Genomic DNA, 20,419 nt, shown 5'->3' with positions numbered 1-20,419 from the left:
TCTATTGCGCTTCCCGTTGTAGCGCCTTGGCCGGCGTGGTGCCGAAGCGCATCTTGAAGGCTGCGATAAATGATGAAACGTCTTGGTAGCCCACATCGAAGGCCGCTTCCGTGACGCTGGCCCCGGCACCGAGGCTTTCCAGTGCCACCTGCAACCGCAGATGCTGGCGCCATTGGCCGAATGTCAGGCCGGTGTCCCGTAAGAACAGACGTGCGGCCGTGCGCTCCGTCATGGCCGCGCGCCCGGCGAGCTGCGCAAGGGAGTCTGTGGTCGCCGGTTGGGCCAACAGTACATCGGTGATGCGCCGCAGCCGGTTGTCGGACGGCTCGGGGAGGCTGATGTCCGTGGCCTGCAGTGTCGGCAGGCGGTCGAGGAGCACCGCGACGATACGCGCCTCAGGACCATCTGGCGCGTAGCCGACGCTGAACTGTGAAGCAGCGACCAGGAGTTCGTCGGTCAGGCGGTCCACGGCGACGACGCGCGAAGCGTCCTGGATCGCGACAAGTGCCGGCTCTATATAGCAGGTCGACAGCAGGAAGGGACAGCGCGCTTCGATGCGGTGCTCGACGCCCGAGGCGATCCACACGGCGCGCTGGGGCGGAATGACAAAGCGCGCCGAGCGTGTGACCACCGTCAGGACGCCCTCGCTGACGTGCACGAGCTGGACGCGGTAGTGCCGGTGCCATGGACCGTCGATATGTGCATGCAGGTCGGACAGGACGAAGACGGCCTGTGGCATGCGATCGGGATCAACGATTTTTGTCTGTTTTGCCATATTGATTGTCATTATGTGGCCAGACAAACTTTTCACGGCTTCCTATCCTTCCTTTCTCTTTCAACCAAAGGAACGAAACACATGAACATCGTCATTCTCGGCAAGGGCAACATGCGCACGCCGCTGGCTTCGCTGATGCAGGCTGCGGGGCACCGCGTCCAGGCCTTCTCCAGCACAGGAAATCCGCGCGCAGCGCTCGCAGATGCGCAGGTCGTGGTGTTGGCCCTCAAGTACGAGCAGGCTCTGGAGATCACCACACGCGCCGACCTAGTTGCCATGCTGGCCGGCAAGATCGTCATCGACATGACCAACCCGCTTGCGCCCGACTACATGAGCCTCACGTTAGGCCATTCATCCTCGGCCGCCGAGCAAATCGCGCAGCGCCTGCCCTCGGCGCTCGTTGTCAAGGCGTTCAACACGGTGTTCGCGGGCTTGCTGGCGAAGCGTGCCGCGGGCGGCGCCGTCGATGTCTCGGTCTTTGTCGCGGGCGACGATGCGACCGCCGTCGACACCGTGGTGGCGCTTTCGCGCGGGCTCGGCTTAGAGGCGATCGCCAGTGGGCCACTGTCCAACGCCCGCTACCTGGAACCCATGGCTGAATTCATGATTCAGCTGGGTTACGGGCTGGGCCACGGAGGAGAGATCGGATTCAAGCTTGTGAAGGCGGGCTAAGACAAGCTGTACATCAAGCTGGGCAAACGCGTCAGGGCGACCATTCGTCAGTTGGGCTAGTTACGGGGTCCGAGCGACTCCTTATACAAGGTACCACCTCTATGAGGGCCAGCCGAAAAAGCAAGAAACAGTTGGATTAGCAGTGCATTGAGCCTCGCGTCCACAGGGCGCTTGGTCATTGCAAAAGCCGCGCTTCGTGGCGGTTTTTTTTATGCAGGACCTGGTGGTTTTGAATCGGAACGACTGGCCTTGATTCTGTCGGAATTGGTGGCCCTAGTCCGATCGGAATGACTGGCCTGGTTTGAATCGGAATCACTGGCCTGGCTCAGAGCGGAATAGATGGCGAATTTGAATCGGAGTGGGTGGCCGGTTTGGTCCGGAATACGCAGAACTGCGCTCTGACGGCTCCAGTGGTACGTAAGGCGGTTACGAGCAGGCTTCATGGGCGTTGTTTAATCGCAACGCTCGTCCAGCGTATTTTTCCAATCTGCAAATGCAGTCGAATCTCTAAGGAGTGAGGCGCAGAGCAGACTTTTACGCTTTCTGCTGCTGGCGTTGGTCAGACTCGTGCTTACCGATCTCTGAAATGAAGGGAGTTTTCGAGGACCCACTTGTTGGCTTGCTGCGTCCACCGAGCCAATAATGTGGAAGTCAATCGAATAGTTCCAGCGGCTATTAGCCTTCGGAAGTCAATAGGTAATCGATGACATCGTTGGCAGACGCATGCACACGGTCCTTGTGGCCACCTGTCACCGGTACCTATCGCAGTTGCTAGTGTGCTGAAGGCACGGGGGTAGCCCTCCGCTCCAATTTCAGCTGCCACCACGAGATGGCAGTGAGGTTGGCAGCCAGATTAAGGCAGAAACGATTCGGACCTTTTACGCGGGTAGAAGGGTTTGGGTGCATCGAGCGATGCATCGTCAACGAATGGTGACCCGGTTCTCCGTCCTTTCAGGACGCTAACCAACTGCCGCCATGTCGTCCGACGTTCAATCGAGTCCACGTTCTGCTACGTCCCAAAAAGCAAACTTCCCATCTCGCCTGAATTTGGTGGACGCCTTCAACAAGCCTCCGCCTCCATTGGACTTTGTCCTTCCCGGCATGTTGGCTGGAACAGTTGGTTCTTTGGTCTCACCCGGTGGTGTTGGCAAAAGCTACGCTGCACTGGAATGGGCTGTTCTCGTAGCAACCGGCGTCAATCTGATGGGGCTGGAGTTCGAAGCGAAGCAAGGTCGCGTTGTGATGCTTTGCGCCGAAGACCCCGCCGACGCCTTGCAACATCGACTGCACGCACTCGGTAGGCACCTTGATCTCGAAGCGCGGATACAGATGGACGCTGGAGTCGACATTTTTCCACTTGTCGGCCACCCCTTTGACCTGATGAAGAAGCCCTGCTTCGACTGGGCGCTGGAGTGCGCAAAGGGGAGGCGTCTGATGCTTATCGATACCCTACGCCGAATCCATGTGGCGGATGAGAACGACGGTGGGGAGATGGCGATGCTACTTGGCCAAATGGAGCGGATTGCCAATCTGACCGGCTGCAGCATCCTTTTCCTACATCACACGACGAAAGCTGCAGCCCTGAATGGGCAAGCTGATATGCAGCAAGCAAGTCGTGGTAGCTCCGTGCTCACCGACAACATTCGGTGGCAGGCATTTCTGGGGGGCATGACCAAGGAAGAAGCGAAAGAGCATGGAATTCCCGAGCAGGACCGGGGCCAGTTCGTCAGGTTCGGCATCCCGAAGCGCAACTATGGAGCACCCATGCCGGATGTGTGGCTGCGGCGCGGCGATGGTGGTGTCTTGGTGACTGCGGACTTGATCGACCGCAAGCACATCAAGAACAAGCTTCCGGTTCGAGTTAAACCGGTAGCGGAAAGGCAGGAATGGTGATGTCCAGCGCTGAGCAAAACGTGAGCGAATTCGGCTTTGCCGATCTTCCGACCAGCACTGTGCATCAAGCGCGGCTATGCCTGTTCGAGCCAACTCGGCGACCCACATACCAAGTCCGCGAGATGCGCACCTCATGGGGGAAAGCTAAGATCAAAGGGAAAATAGGGCAAGGCCATGCAGATGTTTTGGAGGCCATGTTCTGGAGTTGTGCTGATTGGCGCAGTGATCTAGAAGGCCGCATTGAACTATTGGTCGATACGTACCAGTTGCGAAAAATCGCAAATGGTGGCAAGCAGGGCAGCTTCGAGCAGCTTCAAACTGTTCTCGAGGATTTGATGGGGGTCTTGGTGGATGTAGACATACCGGCGAGGGGTGTCACTGCCTGCGGCCACGTGATAGACCAGATCGTTAGATCGAAGATAGAGATTGATCGGCGTGGCAGCCTCAATGGGCGTTTCTGCGATACCCCCCGGCACTATATGAAAGTCACGCTCGGCCCGGTTTTTCTTGCCCTGATCGGCGCTGATTTGCATTTGCGCTACGACCCTTTGCCGCTGGCACAGCTGCAGTTTGGTGTCGCTCAGGCACTGGCGCGCCATGTCCTGAGTCATCGATCAGCGCCGCGAGGTGGATATCACTTGGATCGTCTTCTTGAGGCTGTCGGTGCAGGTGATCCCGAGAAGATGAGCAACCGTCGGCGGGAAATTCGAAAAGACGCGGAACGATTGAAAGCCCTTGGTATTGTTATTCAGGCAGGGCGAGTATTGGTGAACAAGGCTTCAATGCGAGCACAGGGATCTGCAATCCCTAGCAGTGAGCGGGCTGTAGCAAACGCCTGAACTGATGTAGCAATCGCCAGCTCCTGTGTATCAAACGCCCGGTCGCTGTAGCAAACGCCAGCCGTATTCAGGACTTATCAGGACTCTCAGGAGTCCTGGTGCAGCGGCTTGGCGCCGCTGCACATGTCCGTACTGTTGCCGCGGCCTGATTCCTCGTCACCAGTTGCGGGCCTCGTTTGTCATCGTGGCCCTCTTTTTCAAGGAGGCGTCTTAAAACCGGTCGACGGCATGAGGTCGGAGTGGGGGCAGCTTTCTGCTTAGATCACTACCGCTTGTTTCGGGCCTCTTGCTCGGTCATGACCTTTGCCAGCTCATTCAGCGTCTTGGGTTTATGGAGCTTGACGCCCAACTGAGCGAACTCTCGTTCGCAGGTGGGAATGCGGCCTGTTTCGGCGGCTTCGCAGCGTTTGGCCTGCATCACATTGCATGACGTGTTCATGAGCCGCACGCTGATCCCGCCAGAGGATTGTGCGGTGATTGACAGCTGATTTGGCATGCCCCAGCCGGCCGAGGGCTTCTGCGTCCATTTAAGTTCGTCGGATCGGAATTCGCCCGCGACACCGCTGGGGCGGAAGAAGCCCGCGAACGAGCCGTTCGGAAACGCGGCTTCTGGCCGATCGCCGAACGTGAACTCGGCACTCTTCAGCCCGTCTTTGAACGGGCCGAAGGGGCGAACATCCACGATCGCAGCCACTCGCTGCCCTGGCTGGCAGCTGTAGACGCCGGCGAATCTCCCCTCGACGGGATGCGCTCCGACGACTTTCCGGTTGCATTTTTGCGCGATTTCCTGAGGACTCCCCAGCGTGATCATTGCCGTGCCGGCCGCGCAGAGGTTGTAGTCCATCCGGGCGCCGAAGCCCGCTTGCCACGTTCCTGTCGACGAAAACAGGCCGGGATGCCCGGAGCCGAAAGTTTGCGCGAGCATCATGCCGATGAACCCGATCACGGCCAGGCCGGCCAGGATCGGCGCCAAGCTGAAGGACAGGGTCAGAACGGGCAACGCGAGGGATCCTCCGATCCAGACCCAGGCCAGAGTAGCCACCACCAGAGCCATCATTCCGAGCCAGCCGGGCTGCCCGATGTCGCCGACGAGAGCTGGCAGCACGCCTGCGCCGATGACGCCGCCGATGAGACCCGCGACGATGATGACGAAGACCATGACCGCGTTTGGCGACGCACTGGCCAGAGCCGCAGTGCTGACCGCATCAGCTGCGCCCAGAGCTCCGCCGCCACCGGTACTGCGCACTTGCCCATCGAAGATGGGCCTTCGCATGCGGGGATGTGTCCAGTCCAGCCGCAGCCTGAACTTGCGGCGGACCCACACCGCAAGAGCGATGGACGCAGCGGCGTAGATGACAAGAAGAAACGATTCGATCATGACGACCCCTTATGGTTGAAACAAAAAGCGCTGACGGGGAACGTCATCTGAAATAGGGGAGTTGCTGTACCTCCACACGGGCACCGGCTGCTCGTAGCTTTTCTTCCAGGGCCGGCCGGCCCAGTCTTTGCGCCTCGGCCAGTGGCGAGATGGCGACGCTGGTCATCTTGGTTCCGAGGGCGTAGTCGAAGCGGCTGGCCTGGTTCGCATCGGCACCCTTGGTCAGCAGAATTTCTGCCGCGGGCAGGTTGTCGGCCCATACTGCATACATAAGCGGTGTGGCCCGAGCCGACGTCAGCCTCGCCCGGGAATCACGCTCGATTCCCAGCGTCACCAGAACTTCGAGCGGGCGCAGTGCCCCAGACTCGCCGGAGCCGATCATTTGAGCGACATACAGCCGGCCGATGTCCTCGGCGCTGACTTCGATTTCCTGAAGGGCGCGCGCCACAGCCGGCCCGCGGGTAGGTTCTGACAGCGCTTCTTCGATGCACAGCGCGTACTGCCCACCACCCAGCGCGACGGACAGGCGTGCTTTGAACTGAGTGATCTGCTCCATCAGTTGGAGCGCCTTAATGGCGCCCGCACTGATCGCGCGGCACACCTCGTCGTCGCCCGTTCCGTATCCCATGCCGGCGAGCATTTCCGCCGGAGTCGCCGGCCGGCCGACGGCCGAACGGATCGCCTGCGTGTCGGCCTGGATTGCGGCAGTGCGTTCCGCCGCGGTTTCCGCGGCTGCTGCTGCACGTTCCTGCGTCGCCACCAGCGAGCGCAGGACGCTGCCTTGATCACTATGCATCCTCGACCAGACCGTGAAGGCTGCGCCGGCGGTCATGAGTACCACCATGGCGGCGATGCCAGGCTTGGCTCCGGCCAGTCGGATGCCGTCCGTCACTGTCGCGAGCAGGCCTCGGGGCTCCTGCGGCCGCGTGCTACGGCCGGCCAGGTACAGCGCCAGGGTGATGCTGAACAGCCAGCTTGCGAGTGCGACGAAGCCCATCACGTGGTTCCAGCCCGATGGCGCGACATCCGCGAACACGCTCAGCGAGCCGCCGACCAGCGTGCAGGTCGCTAGCGTGGCCGCGTTGGCCGCAGTGAGACCGGATTTAGCAGCTTCTGCGAATGCTTCAGGGCGGGCGTCGTTGGACATGTGGTGTGTTGATTCCCAAAGTCGTCATGAAGACAACAGGAGTTTGTTTTTTGAATCTATTGGAAAACCTATTGAATCTTAAAGTTGTCATTATGTACAGCAAAGTGAGTGGAGGTTTGCGCGCCTGCAACACACGCTTCTTCTGTATGAAGAAGACTGCAAAAACATTGACTGCGCGAGCCGTATTCGCTCGGAATCTGCGCCGTGCCAGGCGCAACCGAGACATCACCCAGGAGGTCATGGCGTTCGACGCAGGCCTGACACGGGCCTACGTGAGCAGCGTGGAACGAGGGGTGCGGAACATTTCCATCGACAACATGGCGTTGCTAGCCGATGCGGTCGGTGTGCCGCTCAAGGACTTGGTCGATCCTGAACAGTTCAAAGATCCAGACGATCTGTAGTTGCCATCGTGCCGCCAGTAGCGCGGCAGTTTCTTGCGTTGACCTTCGGCAGCCCGTACAGTGACGGCATTGGTCGAACCCACTACGCAATGCAACCCACCCTAGCCATCCTGACGTCATGCCGTTTCACGGCAGCCGGCCAGCGGTTGCCTGCTCGCCGAATACGCAGATTGCGAAGATAGGTCATTCATCCCTCCAGTTGGCGCGCCGCACTTGACGGCGTCATCGCGGACTTCGTTCGCCCAACTGCGAGATGCTGATGACTGAAAACCTTTTTGAAACTACCGTCGGCGTGGCCGACCTACTGCCGCTGTTCCAGTGCCCTGATTGGCTGAGTGTTCGGCTCGACCCCGAACTCACGCGCGACGGAAGGCAACTGAGCGAACTGTTCCTCCGAACGTGTGTCCTGATCCTTGGGCGCAGGCAGCCGCGTCGAGCCACTGTCAACTGCGTGAAGGTGTGCGGCGCGCTGCACATTATGTTCGACTTCTCTCCGCGACGCGGCGATCTCGAACACGTGACTCTCACAAGTCTGGCCGAGGCGCTGCAGGAACTGCACAACCGCCGCTTCGCCGCCGAGATTCGCGAGGCCGAGCCGAAGGCAATGGCGGACGTGCCTGACTTCGATCTTCCGGCGGTCGAGGGCGACTTTGACCTGTTGGGACTGGTCACCGGGCCGCGTCAGTGCAACCCCGTCGATGTGTTCCGATTCGCCGAGAATGCCGAGCAGCTGGAACAGCGGGTCAAAGGTCGTGACGGTGATGCCGGCCGCAGAATCGCGCAGACCCTGGAGCGTCTCGCGCTCAATGGTCTCAGCCGGCCCATGGCTTCGATCTCTGCTGGCTGGCAGCGTCGGCTCGATGCACTGGTAGAGAGCTTTCCAAACTTCCAGCAAGCGATCGAGACCGCGATTCGGCCGCACGTCGCGCTGTGCGCACGGGGGCTTCCCCATCGGCTGGCGCCCATCCTGCTGGTGGGCGGTCCGGGCATTGGCAAAACTCGGTTCGCCAACGCGCTGGCTGATCTTCTGGGCACGCCTCCGCCCTTGTTCCTGTCGGTCGCCGCGGAGACGAACTCCAGCTCGATCGCGGGCTCAAGTACGTTCTGGTCGAATTCATCGCCCGGCCAGCTGTTCGAATCGCTGGCATGGGGTCGAGCCGGACACGCCCCTGTGGCCAATGGCCTGGTGGTGCTCGATGAGATCGACAAGGCCAACACCGTCGGGTACAGCGTGCTTGGACCGCTTTATTCATTGCTGGAAGAGCACACAGCAAAGCACTTCGTCGACCAGTCGCTGCCAGACCTGGAATTCGACGCCAGCCACCTTAGGATTGTCGCGACTGCCAACGACCTGGGCGAGGTGCCGGCCCCGCTGCGCTCGCGGATGCTCGTGTTCCACATCGCGCAGCCATCGCCGACGCAGCTCAACACGATCGCCCGGGAAATTCTGGCCGAGCTGATTCGCAAGATGAGAGTGCAGTTCTCAGCGGAGCTTCCCGCTGCACTGGACCGTCAGATTGCTGATATGAGCCCGCGATCCATCAAGCTCTCGATGGAGATTGCGTTCGCGCGCGCCGTGATGGCACAGCGGGATCATCTGAACGCGGAGGACTGGCCAACGCTTCGCATGGAAAGCGCTACTCAGCACCGTCGCGTGGCAATGGGTTTCATGTCGAGCTGACGTGTGCCAACGGAGACGCGCAACTGCCCAGCTGCGCCGGTTGGCGAGCTGGTTATTCGGGGTTCTGGACGCCTGTTGATGGAGGCGCAGGGCGGTCGTCCAGCGGCAGCAGGATGTCAACTTGCGCATTGCCCGAGATCTGCGGAACCTTTTTAGCTTTCGGCGGCAAGCCGAACGCCGCACGGTCTTGATCACGCTCCAGCTCGTGTGGGATCGCTGCCGCAAGCACGGCCTGTTTGGTCATGATCCATTTGCCAATGATGATTGCCTGGCGCGTACTGCGTTTGCGCTCTGCGTCGCACTGCTTCGCGAGCAGTTGAGATCGTCTGTTTTTGAGCTGCTGCAGTTTGATGTCAATCGACTGGATGTTGTTGGGTGTCATGGCCGTTCCTGGATACGTTTGCTCAGTACAGTGTATGAATTGGCGAGCCATCTGTGGGGCTGCGCGGTACTGATTGCCCCTGTTCATTTGGCCTTTGTTGCGAATGGCTATTGGATGGGAGGTGCGGACGGCTTACCCCCGAAGGGCGCACTTAGAGTAATCCTCCGGATTACGTGCGGTCAGGACTGCGCCCCGACACCCCGAGAGAACTCGTATGGCCATTTTTCATTTGAGCGCACGCGCGCCCATCACTCGCGCCAGCGGTCGCTCCGCGACGGCCGCCGCCGCATATCGGGCCGGTGCGCTGATCTGCGATGAGCGCACCGGGTTGGTCTTCGACTACCGTCGTCGGCACGGTGTGCTCGATGCGCGCATTCAGCTGCCAGGCGGTCGGCATGTGGCCGACCGGCAGCAGTTTTGGAACGGCGTCGAAGTGCATCACCGTCGGCGCGATGCTGTTCTTGCGCGCGAAGTTGTGTTGGCGCTTCCCACTGAACTTGATGCCGACGAACGTGCCGAGTTGACGTTTGGCTTTGCACGCGAAATTGCTAATGAGTTTGGCGTTGGCGTGGATTGCGCACTGCACGCTCCGTCACGTGATGGCGATGATCGGAATTTCCACGCGCACCTGCTCCTAACTGCTTGTGCCGTGGATGGCGAGGGTGTTCTCGGAAAAAAAGCCGAAAGGCTTGACCCCATTGCATGCCGGCGCAGTGGCGCCGCAGATTCTGTATCCTGGTTGCGGCCACGTTGGCAGGAATTGGTGAATGCTTCGCTTGCCCGCAAAGGATCTGCTGAACGCGTTGACCACCGCAGTTTTAAGGCGCGGGGAATCGAGCGCCTGCCGACCGTGCATGTCGGCAAGAAGGGGGCAGCGGCCAGGGGCCGATTCGGTCTGAATGCCCGTCTTCGGGCCAAGAATGCACAGGCGCTGGCCCTTGAGGAGCAAATGGGCAAGCTGATACCTATGAAAGCCCGCCTGGCCGCGCGACTGGAGCCAACGCCCGCTCCAAAGCGCACGTTGTCACCCATCGAAGACCGTGCGTCCGATTTGTTGCCGTGGCGACGACGCAAGGCTGCGCAGCTTGACCTCACTGAGAGACAGGCGAATCACGGTATTCCAGATCATGCGCCTGCAGTAAACATCCCGAGCCAAGGCTTGCGAAAAGTGCAACGACGCCCTGGGCGCTGATTCCTCAAGCCGACCCTGGGTTCAACCGCAATCGGTGCCAGGCCAAGTACACGCGATGCGCATCGCTGAGCCAGCGCAGTGCCATACCGGGATGAAGTCCGAGTTGGCTGCGAACCTCATCCTTCAGTGTTGGCGAGATCAGAAGTCTGCCGCCATCGTCGAAGCTGATCAAAAACCGGTCAAATAGCGCATCCAGATTGGCCACCAGCAAGAAGCCGTTAAACACGTCCAGTCGCTCCGCATCGCTGGCGCACTCTGCCCATGGTTTTGCATGGCTGGCGCGAAGCACTTCGGGCAGTGCCACCGCTGTCACAGCGCAGGCACCGCCCCAGTAGTCGAGCATGGCTTCCCGGAATTTCTGCTGTCCCACTCTCTGACGGACCAGTCGTTCCACCTCTGTTCCGCCAAGGTACGCTGGCAGTTGAGCCAACTGGCCGGCCACTGTCGCCTCATAGTCGTTTGCAGCTTGGCTCGGCAGGGCACGTGCCAAACCAGCGGCGCGGCGAAGCAAAGTTGCCAAGCTCGCTACCGTGTCGGCAGAAAAGCCATCGGTTTGACGCTGCTTGGGAAATGAGCGGCGCATCTCGGGTAGCAGGGCTGGCGTTTCGGCGCGCAAGAGCAGCAGGTAACTGCCTGCGGGCTGGGCGATTACCTGTGCACTTGCAGCGTGCCTAGCCGAGGCCAGCAGTACGCCATCCGGATCGCTGGTGACTACATGCTCGAAGCCATGATCGTGGCCCGCTTTTTCAATTAATGAGCGTTGCAGCAGGTTCATCAGTGGGCATTGTTGGAGAGATCCCATGCGTCGTGGTCTCAGGTCAAAGGCATCTGCCCCACGCCCACACGATGACGCAGAAGAAAATCGCCATCGCTGTCTGCGGAGAGCCTGAGGCGTACGTGCGGACTGAACGCCTCGACAGGTTCTGTCGATGTAGTGACGATGTACTGAAATGAATCATTTCCACCCGATGTCACATGGCCCAACAGAGCCCACAGCATGGATTCACTCATTTCGGCCTCCCGGGGCGAGTCATGCAACAGGAACCCCGGGTGATAGCTTTGTGCGTTGCTGCTGTCGAGCAGGCAGGCGATGTCTCCGGCCAGGATTTCGAGAACCTTGAAGGTTGTTGAGTGCATCGGCCCCATCTGGAAGGGACGGCTGCGGCTGTTGTCGTCGTCACTCAGCACGCCCCAATGAAATGAAGGAAGGGCCTTGGCAACGGCATGCATGGCACTGCTGATGACCTGATGCCGACCCTTCAATGCTGCCCGTTCCTTATCAAGCTGAATTTGAAGCTGGTCATGGCGGCGCTGCGCCGATTCAAGTTGGCGCTCCACCGAAACGATATCGATTGACGATGACTTCCCGGTTGCGATGCCGTCGTAGTGCTCGTAATCTTCGAGGGCATCGTCAAGCAACTGGGCTGCAGACAAGGATTGCGCCTGCCTCGTGCTCAGGTCGGTGCTTTTTAGGTCGATGTCGGCCAGTTGTGAATCCATGGGAGCAACCTCGGCTTTCAGTTCTTGAAGCCTGCGGCGCAGAGGCTGCATGTCATTCTCGAGAGCCTGCTTGGATCGTTGATGCCCTGTGATGCGCTGGCTTCGATCAAGCTGTGTCTGCTCGATTCGATTGATCACGTAGCTGCAGTCCTTGCGCAACAGGTTCCCGGCATCGCAACGTGTCGGCAGCTGTTGCTGCAATGACGAAGCCTCGTTCTGCAGTTCCGTTACTCGTTGCATGTCGCCCGCGATCAGTGCCTCTAACTGCTGGATTTCGTTGGTCAGAAGATCCATGCTGCTCTTCAGAGGCGTACGCGTTTCCAGCCATTTTTGGCGTGCCGCCGTGAGCTCTTGTCTTTCGGTTTCTATGTCGCGCAGTTCTTGCTGATAGGCGTCTTGCCGCTGCTTGGCGAGCCCGATCAGGTTGGAGAGTTCGAGCAAGCCATCCTGCCGGAAGGGCGTAGTGGCCGACACGTTGAGGCGGCGTGTCAATTGGCGGCGCACGTGCTTGAGTAAACGTGCAGGCTCCTCTCGCAGGTCTTGCAGATTGGTTTTGTGCTCCTCCAGCGTTTTTGCTGTGCCGTCCAATTCCTGCAATGTCGCGGCATCATGCATCAGGCCCAGCACGATCTGCATCAGCGCGGCGGGTGACTTGGCTGGCAGGCTGAATCTGACCCCATCCGAACGCCACTGATAGTAGTTTTGATAACGGGCATTCTGGTCGCGTGAACACCAGGCCAGGATCTGGTGCCATTCGATGGCCTGCTCTGACCCGGGCAGCTTTTTCACGGGCAGTATCTCCACCAGATGCTGCCGCAGCGCAGCTTGATAGGCGCTGAACTCGTTTTCGACCTCGTTGGCCGCCAGTTGTCGCCAGTCGGCCGTGCGGGATGCCCGGTAGTGCTTTTGATGCAGCCAGGGTTTCAGAACTGTCCATACCTCGCCGCCGACGTGCACGCGGGCAGCCACCGCACCTTCTTTCAATTCGCGGCTGTGCAGCAGTTCATCGCGCAAGGTCGAACCATCGGACCAGAGAGGGTCGTCCAGCACGAAGCGCAGCAACTGACAGAAGGCTGTTTTCCCGACCCCGTGGCCGGCGCTGCCCTTTCCAGGCGGCGACACGATCAGGTTGAGTCCACGCCGCAATGGAATCTCGCGTAACGGTTGCTGAGTTGTTAGCGAATCCAGCAGCCATAGTGTTTCCACCCACAGGCGGGGTCTGGCATGGTTGATGGTGGAAATGGCTGCGTCATCCATAGGTTTTTATCCCTGCTTGCGTATTTCGTCAGGTCGAACTTCCGATCTGGAACCTGCCAGAGCTTCTGCCAGTGCGGCTTCTTGTTGGCGACGAGCCTCTATCAAAGCCCTAGCCAGCGATTCGGTGCGATGGTCACCCAGGACTCCAGCTTGCGCTTGGGCGTCACGGATGGACAGGGGGGCTGTTACCGGAACGCCCAACAGAGCGCGAAGCCAACTGCAAATGTGCCCCCAGCGTTCTGTGTTCACGGGTGCCAGCCAATCATGCAGAGCCTCGACATCCGGAGTGCCTTCTGGGAGCCTGGTGCCGAGAACGCGCCGAAGCTGATTGTCATCACACGTTCCTGCTTGTTGCAGCACATCGAATACCAGGCCGGCCAGCCAATCTTCTGCTACTGAAGCAGGCGTGGTGCCCTCTGCGTAGATCGGCAATGAGGTGCGGCGGCGGACTGGCTTGGGTGCAGGCGTCGTGACGGGCTGTTTAACTTTCAACGCATCCCATGCGGCTAGTACCAACTGCTGGGTTCGGTATCGCTCCGTGCCGGGAATGCGCTCTTTGTTTTTGAGCACCCGGAAGGATTCGCTTGGGTAGTCCTTGCCCATGACATCGGCTGGGTCGAGGATGTAGCGCAGTTCGTCGAGTGTCAGACCGTAAAGATGGGCGTAGTAAGCGTCGAGTTCTGCGCGCAGCGTAGCTCTGCGTTCGGGCTCGAAGTCAAAGGGCACGCCTTCATATCCAAGATCCTTGGCCCAATCAGAAAGGTCGTGCGCGGTGTAGGTCAGTTCCAGCACGCGCGGGACAATGAATGCGAGGTCAACTTCGGAATAGCAATCCGGGGGGAGCACTGGAAACTGCTTGAAGTATCCGTAGGTTAGGTGGGTCCCGCCCACCTTCACCCGTGCGCAGTAGTCCAGGATCAAAGAGCATAGGTTGCCCAGCAGTGCCGCAGTGAGGGTGCTATCAGTTGTCGTCGTGAAGAGCGGCATGGTGTGCCCCACTCCCACCAAAGGCGTAACCGAGGCGATTACCGTTCGCTCGTCAGTCGCGCGGCAGATGTCTCTCCAGCCTATCAGCCATTTTTGCGTCCAACTCCTATCTTGAAGGCGTTGTGCCACCTCTGCCTTACTCACCCAATAGCGTGGGGTTACCAGCGCCGAGGGGTTCTGCTTCTCTGCCAGTGTCATGTCGCGGCTGTCGCCATCGGGCGTGTAGGTGGCCCAGCGGTGGTCGAACTGATGCACGAGCTTGGCTTCATACAACGGTAAGCGGTCGGGGCCGGGCTCGACGGCGAAAAGGTGGCTGTCATTCGACATGTGGAACATGGTCGAGAACGAAATACCCCAAGGGTTGACGGCAGGCTCCAACATGCGGACCTGCTTGCCTTCGCCCACGATCACTGCGTCCTTCATCAATACCGGCGTAGCGCGGTACAACTTCTTGGTGAGCTCGGCATCGCGCGCGCTGCGGAACACTGGGCAGGTCAGCGTGTTGGGGTTAATGAGCCGGAACTCGTCAGCGCTGAGTGTGAAGCGGCGCCTGGAGTCAGACAGTTGGCCCACCTGACTGGCAAAGCAAACAAACTCGGCTTGCTCCGCCGTCCCAAGGGTCAGCAGACAGAATTTGTAGCTTCGATGAACCGAGGGAAAGACAGCATCGCGGTTCTCTATGTCGTACAGGCTCACCAAGCGACTTTGCTGCGTGATGTGCCCAAAGAAGGCCTTCGTGCTGTCGTCGGTGGCAATGCCGGTGGGCACGATGAAGCCCGCGCGCCCCTGGATTGAATGGATCTGCAGAATGGTTTCTGCAAACAGCGCGTAGGTGTTGACATCGCCAACGCCTGTCAGCGGATATCGCCCCCCATCTTCGCCGCCCACGTGGGCGAAGAGGCTGGCCGCCTCCGCTGTGCGGCGGGCGGTGATGAATTCATCGTACAAACGCTTTTCGGCTTCGTCTTCGTGCGTGGCTTGTGCGAGGTCGGGGTAGAGGTGTCTCGCCAACATGCCCTCGCTGAGCCATTGGATACGCTTTGTGCGTTCCGCTTTGTTGCGGGCCTCGGCCACGTCACGATGGCGAGTGGCAAAGAACTCTTCTTCCTGCAGCTTGATGCGTTCCCACGGTGGATTGCCCAGCACGCAGTCGAAGCCACCTTGGGCAAACACCTGCGGAAACGCCAATGGCCAGTGAAATACCCGGGCGTGTTGACATGCAGCTTGTGCACAGGCCAGTTCTGCTTGTTGCGCTGCCTGCAGGGTCGATCCTTGCAGGGTGAGAACGAGGGTGGTGGTGGTCGGAATGGCGTTGGCCGCGGTCTTGGGTAGCAGGTAAGCACCCAGCAGAGCATCGGCTGCGGCGGCCAGGTGGCTGGTGCGTGCTGTTTGTAGATAGTGGGCGTAGGCTTGGGCCTTGGCTTCTATTTCAGCGGTACTGCTTTCGGGCAAGGATTCAATGGCCCGCAGCTGTGCCAGGCCATGGGTGTCTTCCAACTGCAGGCGGGCTTGTCGGCTCTTGCGTTCGGTTGCGAGCTGTTTGAGCGCGGCGGTGTTGGCCTTGGTCAGGGCTTTGCACACCTCCTTGTCGTCGCCGGACAAGGGTTTGAAGGCGTCTTTCGCGATGCCGAATTCCAGGGTCCTGAGGTCGGTGAGGCCCAAGAGCGCATCGCCTACTTGCAGGTGGTGATCCAGAAAGCTCAGAGGGCGGCCTTCTTCAAAGCCTTCTAGCCACAGCGCAGTTCGGGCCAGTTCAATGGCCATGGGGTTGCGGTCGACCCCAAAAATGCAGCGGGCCACCACCTCACGCAAAGCGTGGCGGTAGTCCTGCGGCCGCACGGCACCTTCTTGCCCACCCTCAACGCTGCGCAACTCGGCCAGCTTCTCGGCCAGTCGGCGGGCTGCTGCCAGCAAAAAGTGACCGCTACCGCAGGCAGGGTCCATCACACGGATAGACAGCAGAGCTTCCGTGGGGTTGTCTGTGCGGGCCTGCAGGCGCTGTTCGATGACGGGGTCCAGCGCGCTTCTGATCAACTCCTGCACCAGGCTGTCGGGCGTGTAGTAGCTGCCTGAGGTCTTGCGGGCATTGCCTGCGGTGCTTCCTTCTTCGGTGATGCCAACAAAGCCGAATCGGCGAGCGGGCAGATCGATGGTGGGCACCAGTTCCAGCAGGCTTTCGTACACACTGCCCAGCTCTTCCGGCCCCATGTTGCGGTAGTCCACCGGGGTGAGGCTGCTGGCCTTGCCCTGGGCGATGACGGCCCAGCGCAGGTGCTGCAGTGCGGCCAGCAGGTGAGCGTTTTGCAGGCTGGCGAAGTCCAGCTGTGGGCATTGATCTTCCGCGAACAGGCCGCCCAGAGCGGGTAGAGCCAGTCGGGCCTGACCGTGCGCCAAGCCACGCCAGACGATGCGGATGGCCTGCCAGTGGTCGTCATGCCGGTTGCGGGCGCGGCGTTTTAGGCACAGCTCACGCAAACGGCTCAGTGCATAGCCTCCGGCATAGGCCTTGCGGCCGACCAGGGCTGCGGCGCCGTCATCAACCGGATGCAACACACCGCGCTCTTCCACGGTGAAGACAAAAATTAGCCGGTAGATCAGGCGCAGCAGTTGCTGGAAGTAGGCGTCTTTGCTCAGGCTGCCATCGTGCAGCGCAGCGCGCAGTGCATCGTTGGCAGGGTGCTGCAGGAAGCCTTCGCCAAAGGTAAGCAGGGCTTTCTCGACTCCGTTGCGAAGACCGTCGCGCACACGCGTGCCCTCGGCTTTGCCTGCTTCGCGCCATTGTTCCCAGACACAAGCTGCGGTGCCAGACTGCGGTGCACGGCTGCCGTGCAGCAGGCGCCACACGTTGGCGAACTCGGCATAGCGCTGGCCGCCCAGCAGATCGGCCAGGTCGAATTCCAAATAGGTGGGCCGGGTGAGCGAGGCCGCATCGCGCAACAGGCGGAGTTGCTTGCCGTTGCTGACGATGCCCCAGGTGTGCTCAGGGCTGGCGTTGAGCAGCTCTTGCATGGCCTGGAAGGCAGACTTCTTGCGGTTGCCACTGCCCGCCACTGCAAAGCGTGGGTCGGCGTCGTCCAGAGCCAGGTTGTGCGGGGCTACCAGCACTGCCATACGGCCTGCCATCACGTTGACGGGGTAGGCCATGACTGCCACTTGCACCGAAGTGGTGGGCTGTATGGGGGTGTAACCCAAGGCGTCGCGAAGCAGTTCGCTCACAAATCCGACGGTGATCCGGTGGGCATCTACGTCGGCACGATCCAACTGGGCGGCGAAGTGTTGCCATTGCGCGCATGCAATCTGGAAGGCGCGGCTGTACTCGTCTTTGAGCTTGACACCCTTTGGCACACCGTAGTCCACCTCGGTCTGGCCTTGAGCGCGGCCTTGCGCGGCTTTCTCCAACTGGTCGGGCAGAAACAAGCTGCCTTCCAGTTGAATGGTGGGCAGGTTGAGCGTGGCCTGATGCTTGCTGTTGCGTATGCGTTTCATATTCTTCTTGGCTCAGGCTTACAGCGAATCAGGCAGCAGCACGTACACGCCCATCACATCCACTGGCAGGCAGGGTTTGACGTTGTATTGGCCCACATCGCGAGCGGCTTCCCGCACGCGCTTGTGGTCGTCAAGCAGGGCGTCAGCGCGCTGCTGCGCTAGGGCTTGCAACTGCTGAGGGTGGGCAGCCAGGAATTCGAGGGCTTGACGCACCTCGCGCTGGACGGCCTCAGGCGGCAAGTTACCACTGGGGGTGCATTCGATGAGGCGGGCTGCCTGGTCATCGGCCAGCCACTCTGGGTTGGCCCGGCCGCGTACGGCCAAGGCTACGGTCTCTTCGGCCATCATCTGGAAGGGTTCGCGACGGCGAACGTAGCTGAGCTGATGTCGCACGCGCAGCAGGTACAAGGTGGTAGCCACTTCCACGTCGTTGGTCAGCGTGGCCGCGCAGCGGGCTGCTACGGGCTGGGTGTTGCCCAGTGCGTCTTCCAACAGGTGTTGAGCCAGCAGGCCCACGAGAGGGTGGCTGCGGTGCAGCTCGTCGAAATCGATTAGCTGAGCCGTGTCCAGCCCTTCATCGGCCAGGCGCAGGCGCAAGGCCTCGGGCAGGTGTTGAGGGGTGAAGCGCACCTGGTTAGCGCGGCGCGTGCTTTCCAGCGGTGAGCCCAGGCGTACGCAGGCGCTCTGCAGAAAGCGCTTCACATCGGCTTGGGCACCCAGGGCTTGTTGCTGTTTGTGCCACTCGGGCAGCACTTCATCAGGGCGAATGCGGCGCTGCGCAAACACGGTGCGATTGGCCTTGGCCTTTTCCAATGCGTCTTGCCACTGAGCCTGCAAGGGTGCGAGCAGGCGCTCTGGCTCGCCAAAGTCGAAGGACTCTTGCAGCATGATGGACGGTGCCCTGTGCTCGCGGCGCATCAGCGCGGCCTTGACCAAGGCCTGGTTGATGCGTGCATCGTCTTCGGGCAGAGGGACCATCACGCCAAGCTCCTTCTGGATCGCCTCGCCTTTGCGCAAGATGACCTTCAGCACAAAGCCGTCGATCGGGTTGTCTTGCCCGTAGAGCATGGTGCAGCGCACTTCAGGGGCTTGCTGGCCAAAGCGGTCTACCCGGCCTTCGCGTTGTTCGTGGCGCGTGGGGTTCCAGGCCAGGTCGTAGTGGACGACTGCGGTGAACAGGTGCTGCAAATTGATGCCTTCCGACAGGCAATCGGTGGCCACCAGGATTCGGCTGTCGGCTTCGCCCATGTCCTCCACACGCTCGCGCCGCTCTTCGGGCGTGAATTCGCCTGTGATGGCTTCGATGGTGGTCTGGGGAAACTTAGTCTTGAGGTGGTCCGCCACGTAGTGCGCGGTGGCGATGTAGCGGCAGAACACCACTGGGTGGTAGCCATCTTTGAGTAATTGGCCGACATGCTGAATCAATGCAGCCAGCTTGGGGTCGCCGGATTGGCCGGAAAGACGCTGGGCTGTGGCGATGAGGTCTTGCAGCCGGGACGCGTCTTGGACCTGAGCTGGAGGCTCCAGGTCGCTGGCCGAGAGGTCGTCGGCCGCGCCATCGTGCAAACGTTCATCGGTCAGCAGATCTTCTTCGGACTGGGTGCCTTCAAGACGGGTGGTCAAGGCTTTGACCGCAGCGGCGGGAGAGGATGCCACGCAACGCAGCAAGGCGAGGGTGGCGTACCACATGAGGCCGGAGCCTCCCGCTACCCCCCCGCGTTCGGCGGCCTCTGCCAGTTCGCGGCAGTAGTCCTGCACGGCGTCGAAGAAGTTGCCCCAGTCGCCACTGAGCTGGTAAGTCAGCTCGGTTTTCATGCGCCGGGCAAAGCCGCGCCCGTCTTCTGTCTCGGCTTGCCACTCGGCGATGTCCTTGCGACGACGTTGCACGAAATGGCGGGCCAGCTCCTGGCGCAGCGGATCGCTGGCCGACATGCGGCCTTGCAGCGTCAGGAAGCGTTGATCCAGCAACGACAGCAGGTTGTAGAAGGCGACTTCGTCGCCGGAGTGTGGTGTGGCGGTGAGCAGGATCAGATGACGGTGCTCGTTCCTGCCCAGACGCTGCAACAGCTCAAAGCGAAGTTGCTTGCCGGCACCGCTGCTGGCGCAGGTGTGGGCCTCGTCCACGATGATGCATTCGGGCGCGGTGGCGATGAACTGTTCGCGGTTGCGCTCGCTCTTGATGTAGTCCAGGCTCACCACCACGACGGGGTGGTGATCGAACAGAGCCACACCGTGAGGCAGTTCGCGCTCGACCCGGGCGGCAGACGATGCCGTGAGCGCGACGGCATGGAGGTTGAACCGAGTTTCGAGCTCGGATTGCCATTGCTCGACCAGGTGGGGTGGGCACAGCACGGCGAGACGGGCAATCTCTCCTCGGTCCATCAACTCGCGGGCAATCAGCCCGGCTTCAATGGTTTTGCCGACGCCCACGTCGTCGGCAATCAACAGGCGAACTGTGGACAGGCGCAGGGCCATCAGCAGGGGCACCAATTGGTAGCCACGTGGCTCCACCGCGATGTTGCCGAACGATCGGAACGGGCCAGCACCGGCGCGCAGAGTGAGGCGCAAAGCATCGCGTAGCAGGACGGCCGCCGCATGGTTACCAGCCTGGGTTGGATCCGGCAGGTCAAAAGTGGCGTGTTCAACCGGAGCCAGTTCCAGTTCGGGAATCAGGGCAATCGTTTCGTCTTCGGCGCCGCCCAGAGGGCGCAAGCGCAGCCAGTCGCGGTGCGAATCCGTCTGGACCACCCATTCGCGGCCACGGGCGCGAACCAGGTTGCCAGGCTGAAAGTCGTGTTCAAGGGTTGTCATGAAATGCGTTCGGGGATA

The 20,419-nt window shown here is 60.6% G+C and carries 14 protein-coding genes; 6 read left to right on the top strand and 8 right to left on the bottom strand.

Annotated features, from left to right (window positions below; translation table 11 throughout):
- Position 1: 1 nt before the first annotated feature.
- Positions 2 to 787, bottom strand: coding sequence for an AraC family transcriptional regulator (locus ACK4OE_RS04380; protein WP_409883301.1), 786 nt, complete (start codon positions 785 to 787; stop codon positions 2 to 4).
- Between the two features lie 69 nt (positions 788 to 856).
- On the opposite strand from ACK4OE_RS04380, the gene ACK4OE_RS04375 reads away from it, so the two are divergent.
- The 3 genes from ACK4OE_RS04375 (at position 857) to ACK4OE_RS04365 (ending at position 4,179) form a co-directional block, all read left to right on the top strand.
- On the top strand, positions 857 to 1,447 hold the full coding sequence (locus ACK4OE_RS04375; protein ID WP_409883299.1) for an NADPH-dependent F420 reductase: 591 nt from the start codon (positions 857 to 859) through the stop codon (positions 1,445 to 1,447).
- Between the two features lie 975 nt (positions 1,448 to 2,422).
- Entirely contained in the window at positions 2,423 to 3,340 is a 918-nt protein-coding gene (locus tag ACK4OE_RS04370) for a helicase RepA family protein (protein ID WP_409883298.1), read from the top strand.
- On the top strand, positions 3,340 to 4,179 hold the full coding sequence (locus ACK4OE_RS04365; RefSeq protein WP_409883297.1) for a hypothetical protein: 840 nt from the start codon (positions 3,340 to 3,342) through the stop codon (positions 4,177 to 4,179). Before ACK4OE_RS04370 ends, ACK4OE_RS04365 begins: the two co-directional genes overlap by 1 nt.
- A 265-nt stretch (positions 4,180 to 4,444) precedes the next feature.
- On the opposite strand, the gene ACK4OE_RS04360 is transcribed toward ACK4OE_RS04365, so the two are convergent.
- Both ACK4OE_RS04360 and ACK4OE_RS04355 read right to left on the bottom strand, forming a co-directional pair.
- Positions 4,445 to 5,557 (bottom strand): hypothetical protein, encoded by a 1,113-nt coding sequence (locus ACK4OE_RS04360; protein WP_409883296.1) that lies wholly within the window; start codon positions 5,555 to 5,557, stop codon positions 4,445 to 4,447.
- Positions 5,558 to 5,600: 43 nt separating this feature from the next.
- Positions 5,601 to 6,704 (bottom strand): hypothetical protein, encoded by a 1,104-nt coding sequence (locus ACK4OE_RS04355; RefSeq protein WP_409883295.1) that lies wholly within the window; start codon positions 6,702 to 6,704, stop codon positions 5,601 to 5,603.
- A 5-nt stretch (positions 6,705 to 6,709) separates the two neighbouring features.
- Between ACK4OE_RS04355 and ACK4OE_RS04350 the strand changes: the two genes are divergently transcribed.
- Both ACK4OE_RS04350 and ACK4OE_RS04345 read left to right on the top strand, forming a co-directional pair.
- A complete protein-coding gene (locus ACK4OE_RS04350) occupies positions 6,710 to 7,105 on the top strand; it encodes a helix-turn-helix domain-containing protein (protein WP_409883294.1) in 396 nt (131 codons plus the stop codon).
- 259 nt (positions 7,106 to 7,364) lie between these two features.
- A complete protein-coding gene (locus ACK4OE_RS04345; RefSeq protein WP_409883293.1) occupies positions 7,365 to 8,786 on the top strand; it encodes an AAA family ATPase in 1,422 nt (473 codons plus the stop codon).
- A 52-nt stretch (positions 8,787 to 8,838) separates the two neighbouring features.
- On the opposite strand, the gene ACK4OE_RS04340 is transcribed toward ACK4OE_RS04345, so the two are convergent.
- Positions 8,839 to 9,168: a hypothetical protein gene (locus ACK4OE_RS04340; protein ID WP_409883292.1), complete on the bottom strand. Its 330-nt coding sequence runs from the start codon at positions 9,166 to 9,168 to the stop codon at positions 8,839 to 8,841.
- 214 nt (positions 9,169 to 9,382) lie between these two features.
- On the opposite strand from ACK4OE_RS04340, the gene ACK4OE_RS04335 reads away from it, so the two are divergent.
- Positions 9,383 to 10,360 (top strand): MobA/MobL family protein, encoded by a 978-nt coding sequence (locus tag ACK4OE_RS04335; protein ID WP_409883290.1) that lies wholly within the window; start codon positions 9,383 to 9,385, stop codon positions 10,358 to 10,360.
- Positions 10,361 to 10,364: 4 nt separating this feature from the next.
- Here ACK4OE_RS04335 and ACK4OE_RS04330 read toward each other — a convergent pair whose 3' ends face one another.
- The 4 genes from ACK4OE_RS04330 to ACK4OE_RS04315 are packed head-to-tail and all read right to left on the bottom strand — an operon-like array spanning position 10,365 to position 20,401.
- On the bottom strand, positions 10,365 to 11,135 hold the full coding sequence (locus ACK4OE_RS04330; protein ID WP_409883289.1) for an HNH endonuclease: 771 nt from the start codon (positions 11,133 to 11,135) through the stop codon (positions 10,365 to 10,367).
- 38 nt (positions 11,136 to 11,173) lie between these two features.
- Positions 11,174 to 13,117: a chromosome partitioning protein ParA gene (locus ACK4OE_RS04325; RefSeq protein WP_409883288.1), complete on the bottom strand. Its 1,944-nt coding sequence runs from the start codon at positions 13,115 to 13,117 to the stop codon at positions 11,174 to 11,176.
- A gap of 6 nt (positions 13,118 to 13,123) precedes the next feature.
- Positions 13,124 to 17,590: an Eco57I restriction-modification methylase domain-containing protein gene (locus ACK4OE_RS04320; protein WP_409883287.1), complete on the bottom strand. Its 4,467-nt coding sequence runs from the start codon at positions 17,588 to 17,590 to the stop codon at positions 13,124 to 13,126.
- Positions 17,591 to 17,608: 18 nt separating this feature from the next.
- On the bottom strand, positions 17,609 to 20,401 hold the full coding sequence (locus ACK4OE_RS04315; protein WP_409883286.1) for a helicase-related protein: 2,793 nt from the start codon (positions 20,399 to 20,401) through the stop codon (positions 17,609 to 17,611).
- Positions 20,402 to 20,419 lie beyond the last annotated feature (18 nt).

Source organism: Acidovorax sp. (genome assembly GCF_046314175.1).
GTDB lineage: Bacteria > Pseudomonadota > Gammaproteobacteria > Burkholderiales > Burkholderiaceae_C > Acidovorax.
The sequence above is the reverse complement of the archived record's forward strand: the minus strand, read 5'-3'. Positions and strand labels throughout refer to the sequence as shown.

Bases quoted from the DNA above. Each gene is read 5' to 3' on its own strand.
- ACK4OE_RS04380 (WP_409883301.1), bottom strand. From the start codon at position 787: ATGACAATCAATATGGCAAAACAGACAAAAATCGTTGATCCCGATCGC.
- ACK4OE_RS04375 (WP_409883299.1), top strand. From the start codon at position 857: ATGAACATCGTCATTCTCGGCAAGGGCAACATGCGCACGCCGCTGGCT.
- ACK4OE_RS04370 (WP_409883298.1), top strand. From the start codon at position 2,423: ATGTCGTCCGACGTTCAATCGAGTCCACGTTCTGCTACGTCCCAAAAA.
- ACK4OE_RS04365 (WP_409883297.1), top strand. From the start codon at position 3,340: ATGTCCAGCGCTGAGCAAAACGTGAGCGAATTCGGCTTTGCCGATCTT.
- ACK4OE_RS04360 (WP_409883296.1), bottom strand. From the start codon at position 5,557: ATGATCGAATCGTTTCTTCTTGTCATCTACGCCGCTGCGTCCATCGCT.
- ACK4OE_RS04355 (WP_409883295.1), bottom strand. From the start codon at position 6,704: ATGTCCAACGACGCCCGCCCTGAAGCATTCGCAGAAGCTGCTAAATCC.
- ACK4OE_RS04345 (WP_409883293.1), top strand. From the start codon at position 7,365: ATGACTGAAAACCTTTTTGAAACTACCGTCGGCGTGGCCGACCTACTG.
- ACK4OE_RS04340 (WP_409883292.1), bottom strand. From the start codon at position 9,168: ATGACACCCAACAACATCCAGTCGATTGACATCAAACTGCAGCAGCTC.
- ACK4OE_RS04335 (WP_409883290.1), top strand. From the start codon at position 9,383: ATGGCCATTTTTCATTTGAGCGCACGCGCGCCCATCACTCGCGCCAGC.
- ACK4OE_RS04330 (WP_409883289.1), bottom strand. From the start codon at position 11,135: ATGAACCTGCTGCAACGCTCATTAATTGAAAAAGCGGGCCACGATCAT.
- ACK4OE_RS04325 (WP_409883288.1), bottom strand. From the start codon at position 13,117: ATGGATGACGCAGCCATTTCCACCATCAACCATGCCAGACCCCGCCTG.
- ACK4OE_RS04320 (WP_409883287.1), bottom strand. From the start codon at position 17,590: ATGAAACGCATACGCAACAGCAAGCATCAGGCCACGCTCAACCTGCCC.
- ACK4OE_RS04315 (WP_409883286.1), bottom strand. From the start codon at position 20,401: ATGACAACCCTTGAACACGACTTTCAGCCTGGCAACCTGGTTCGCGCC.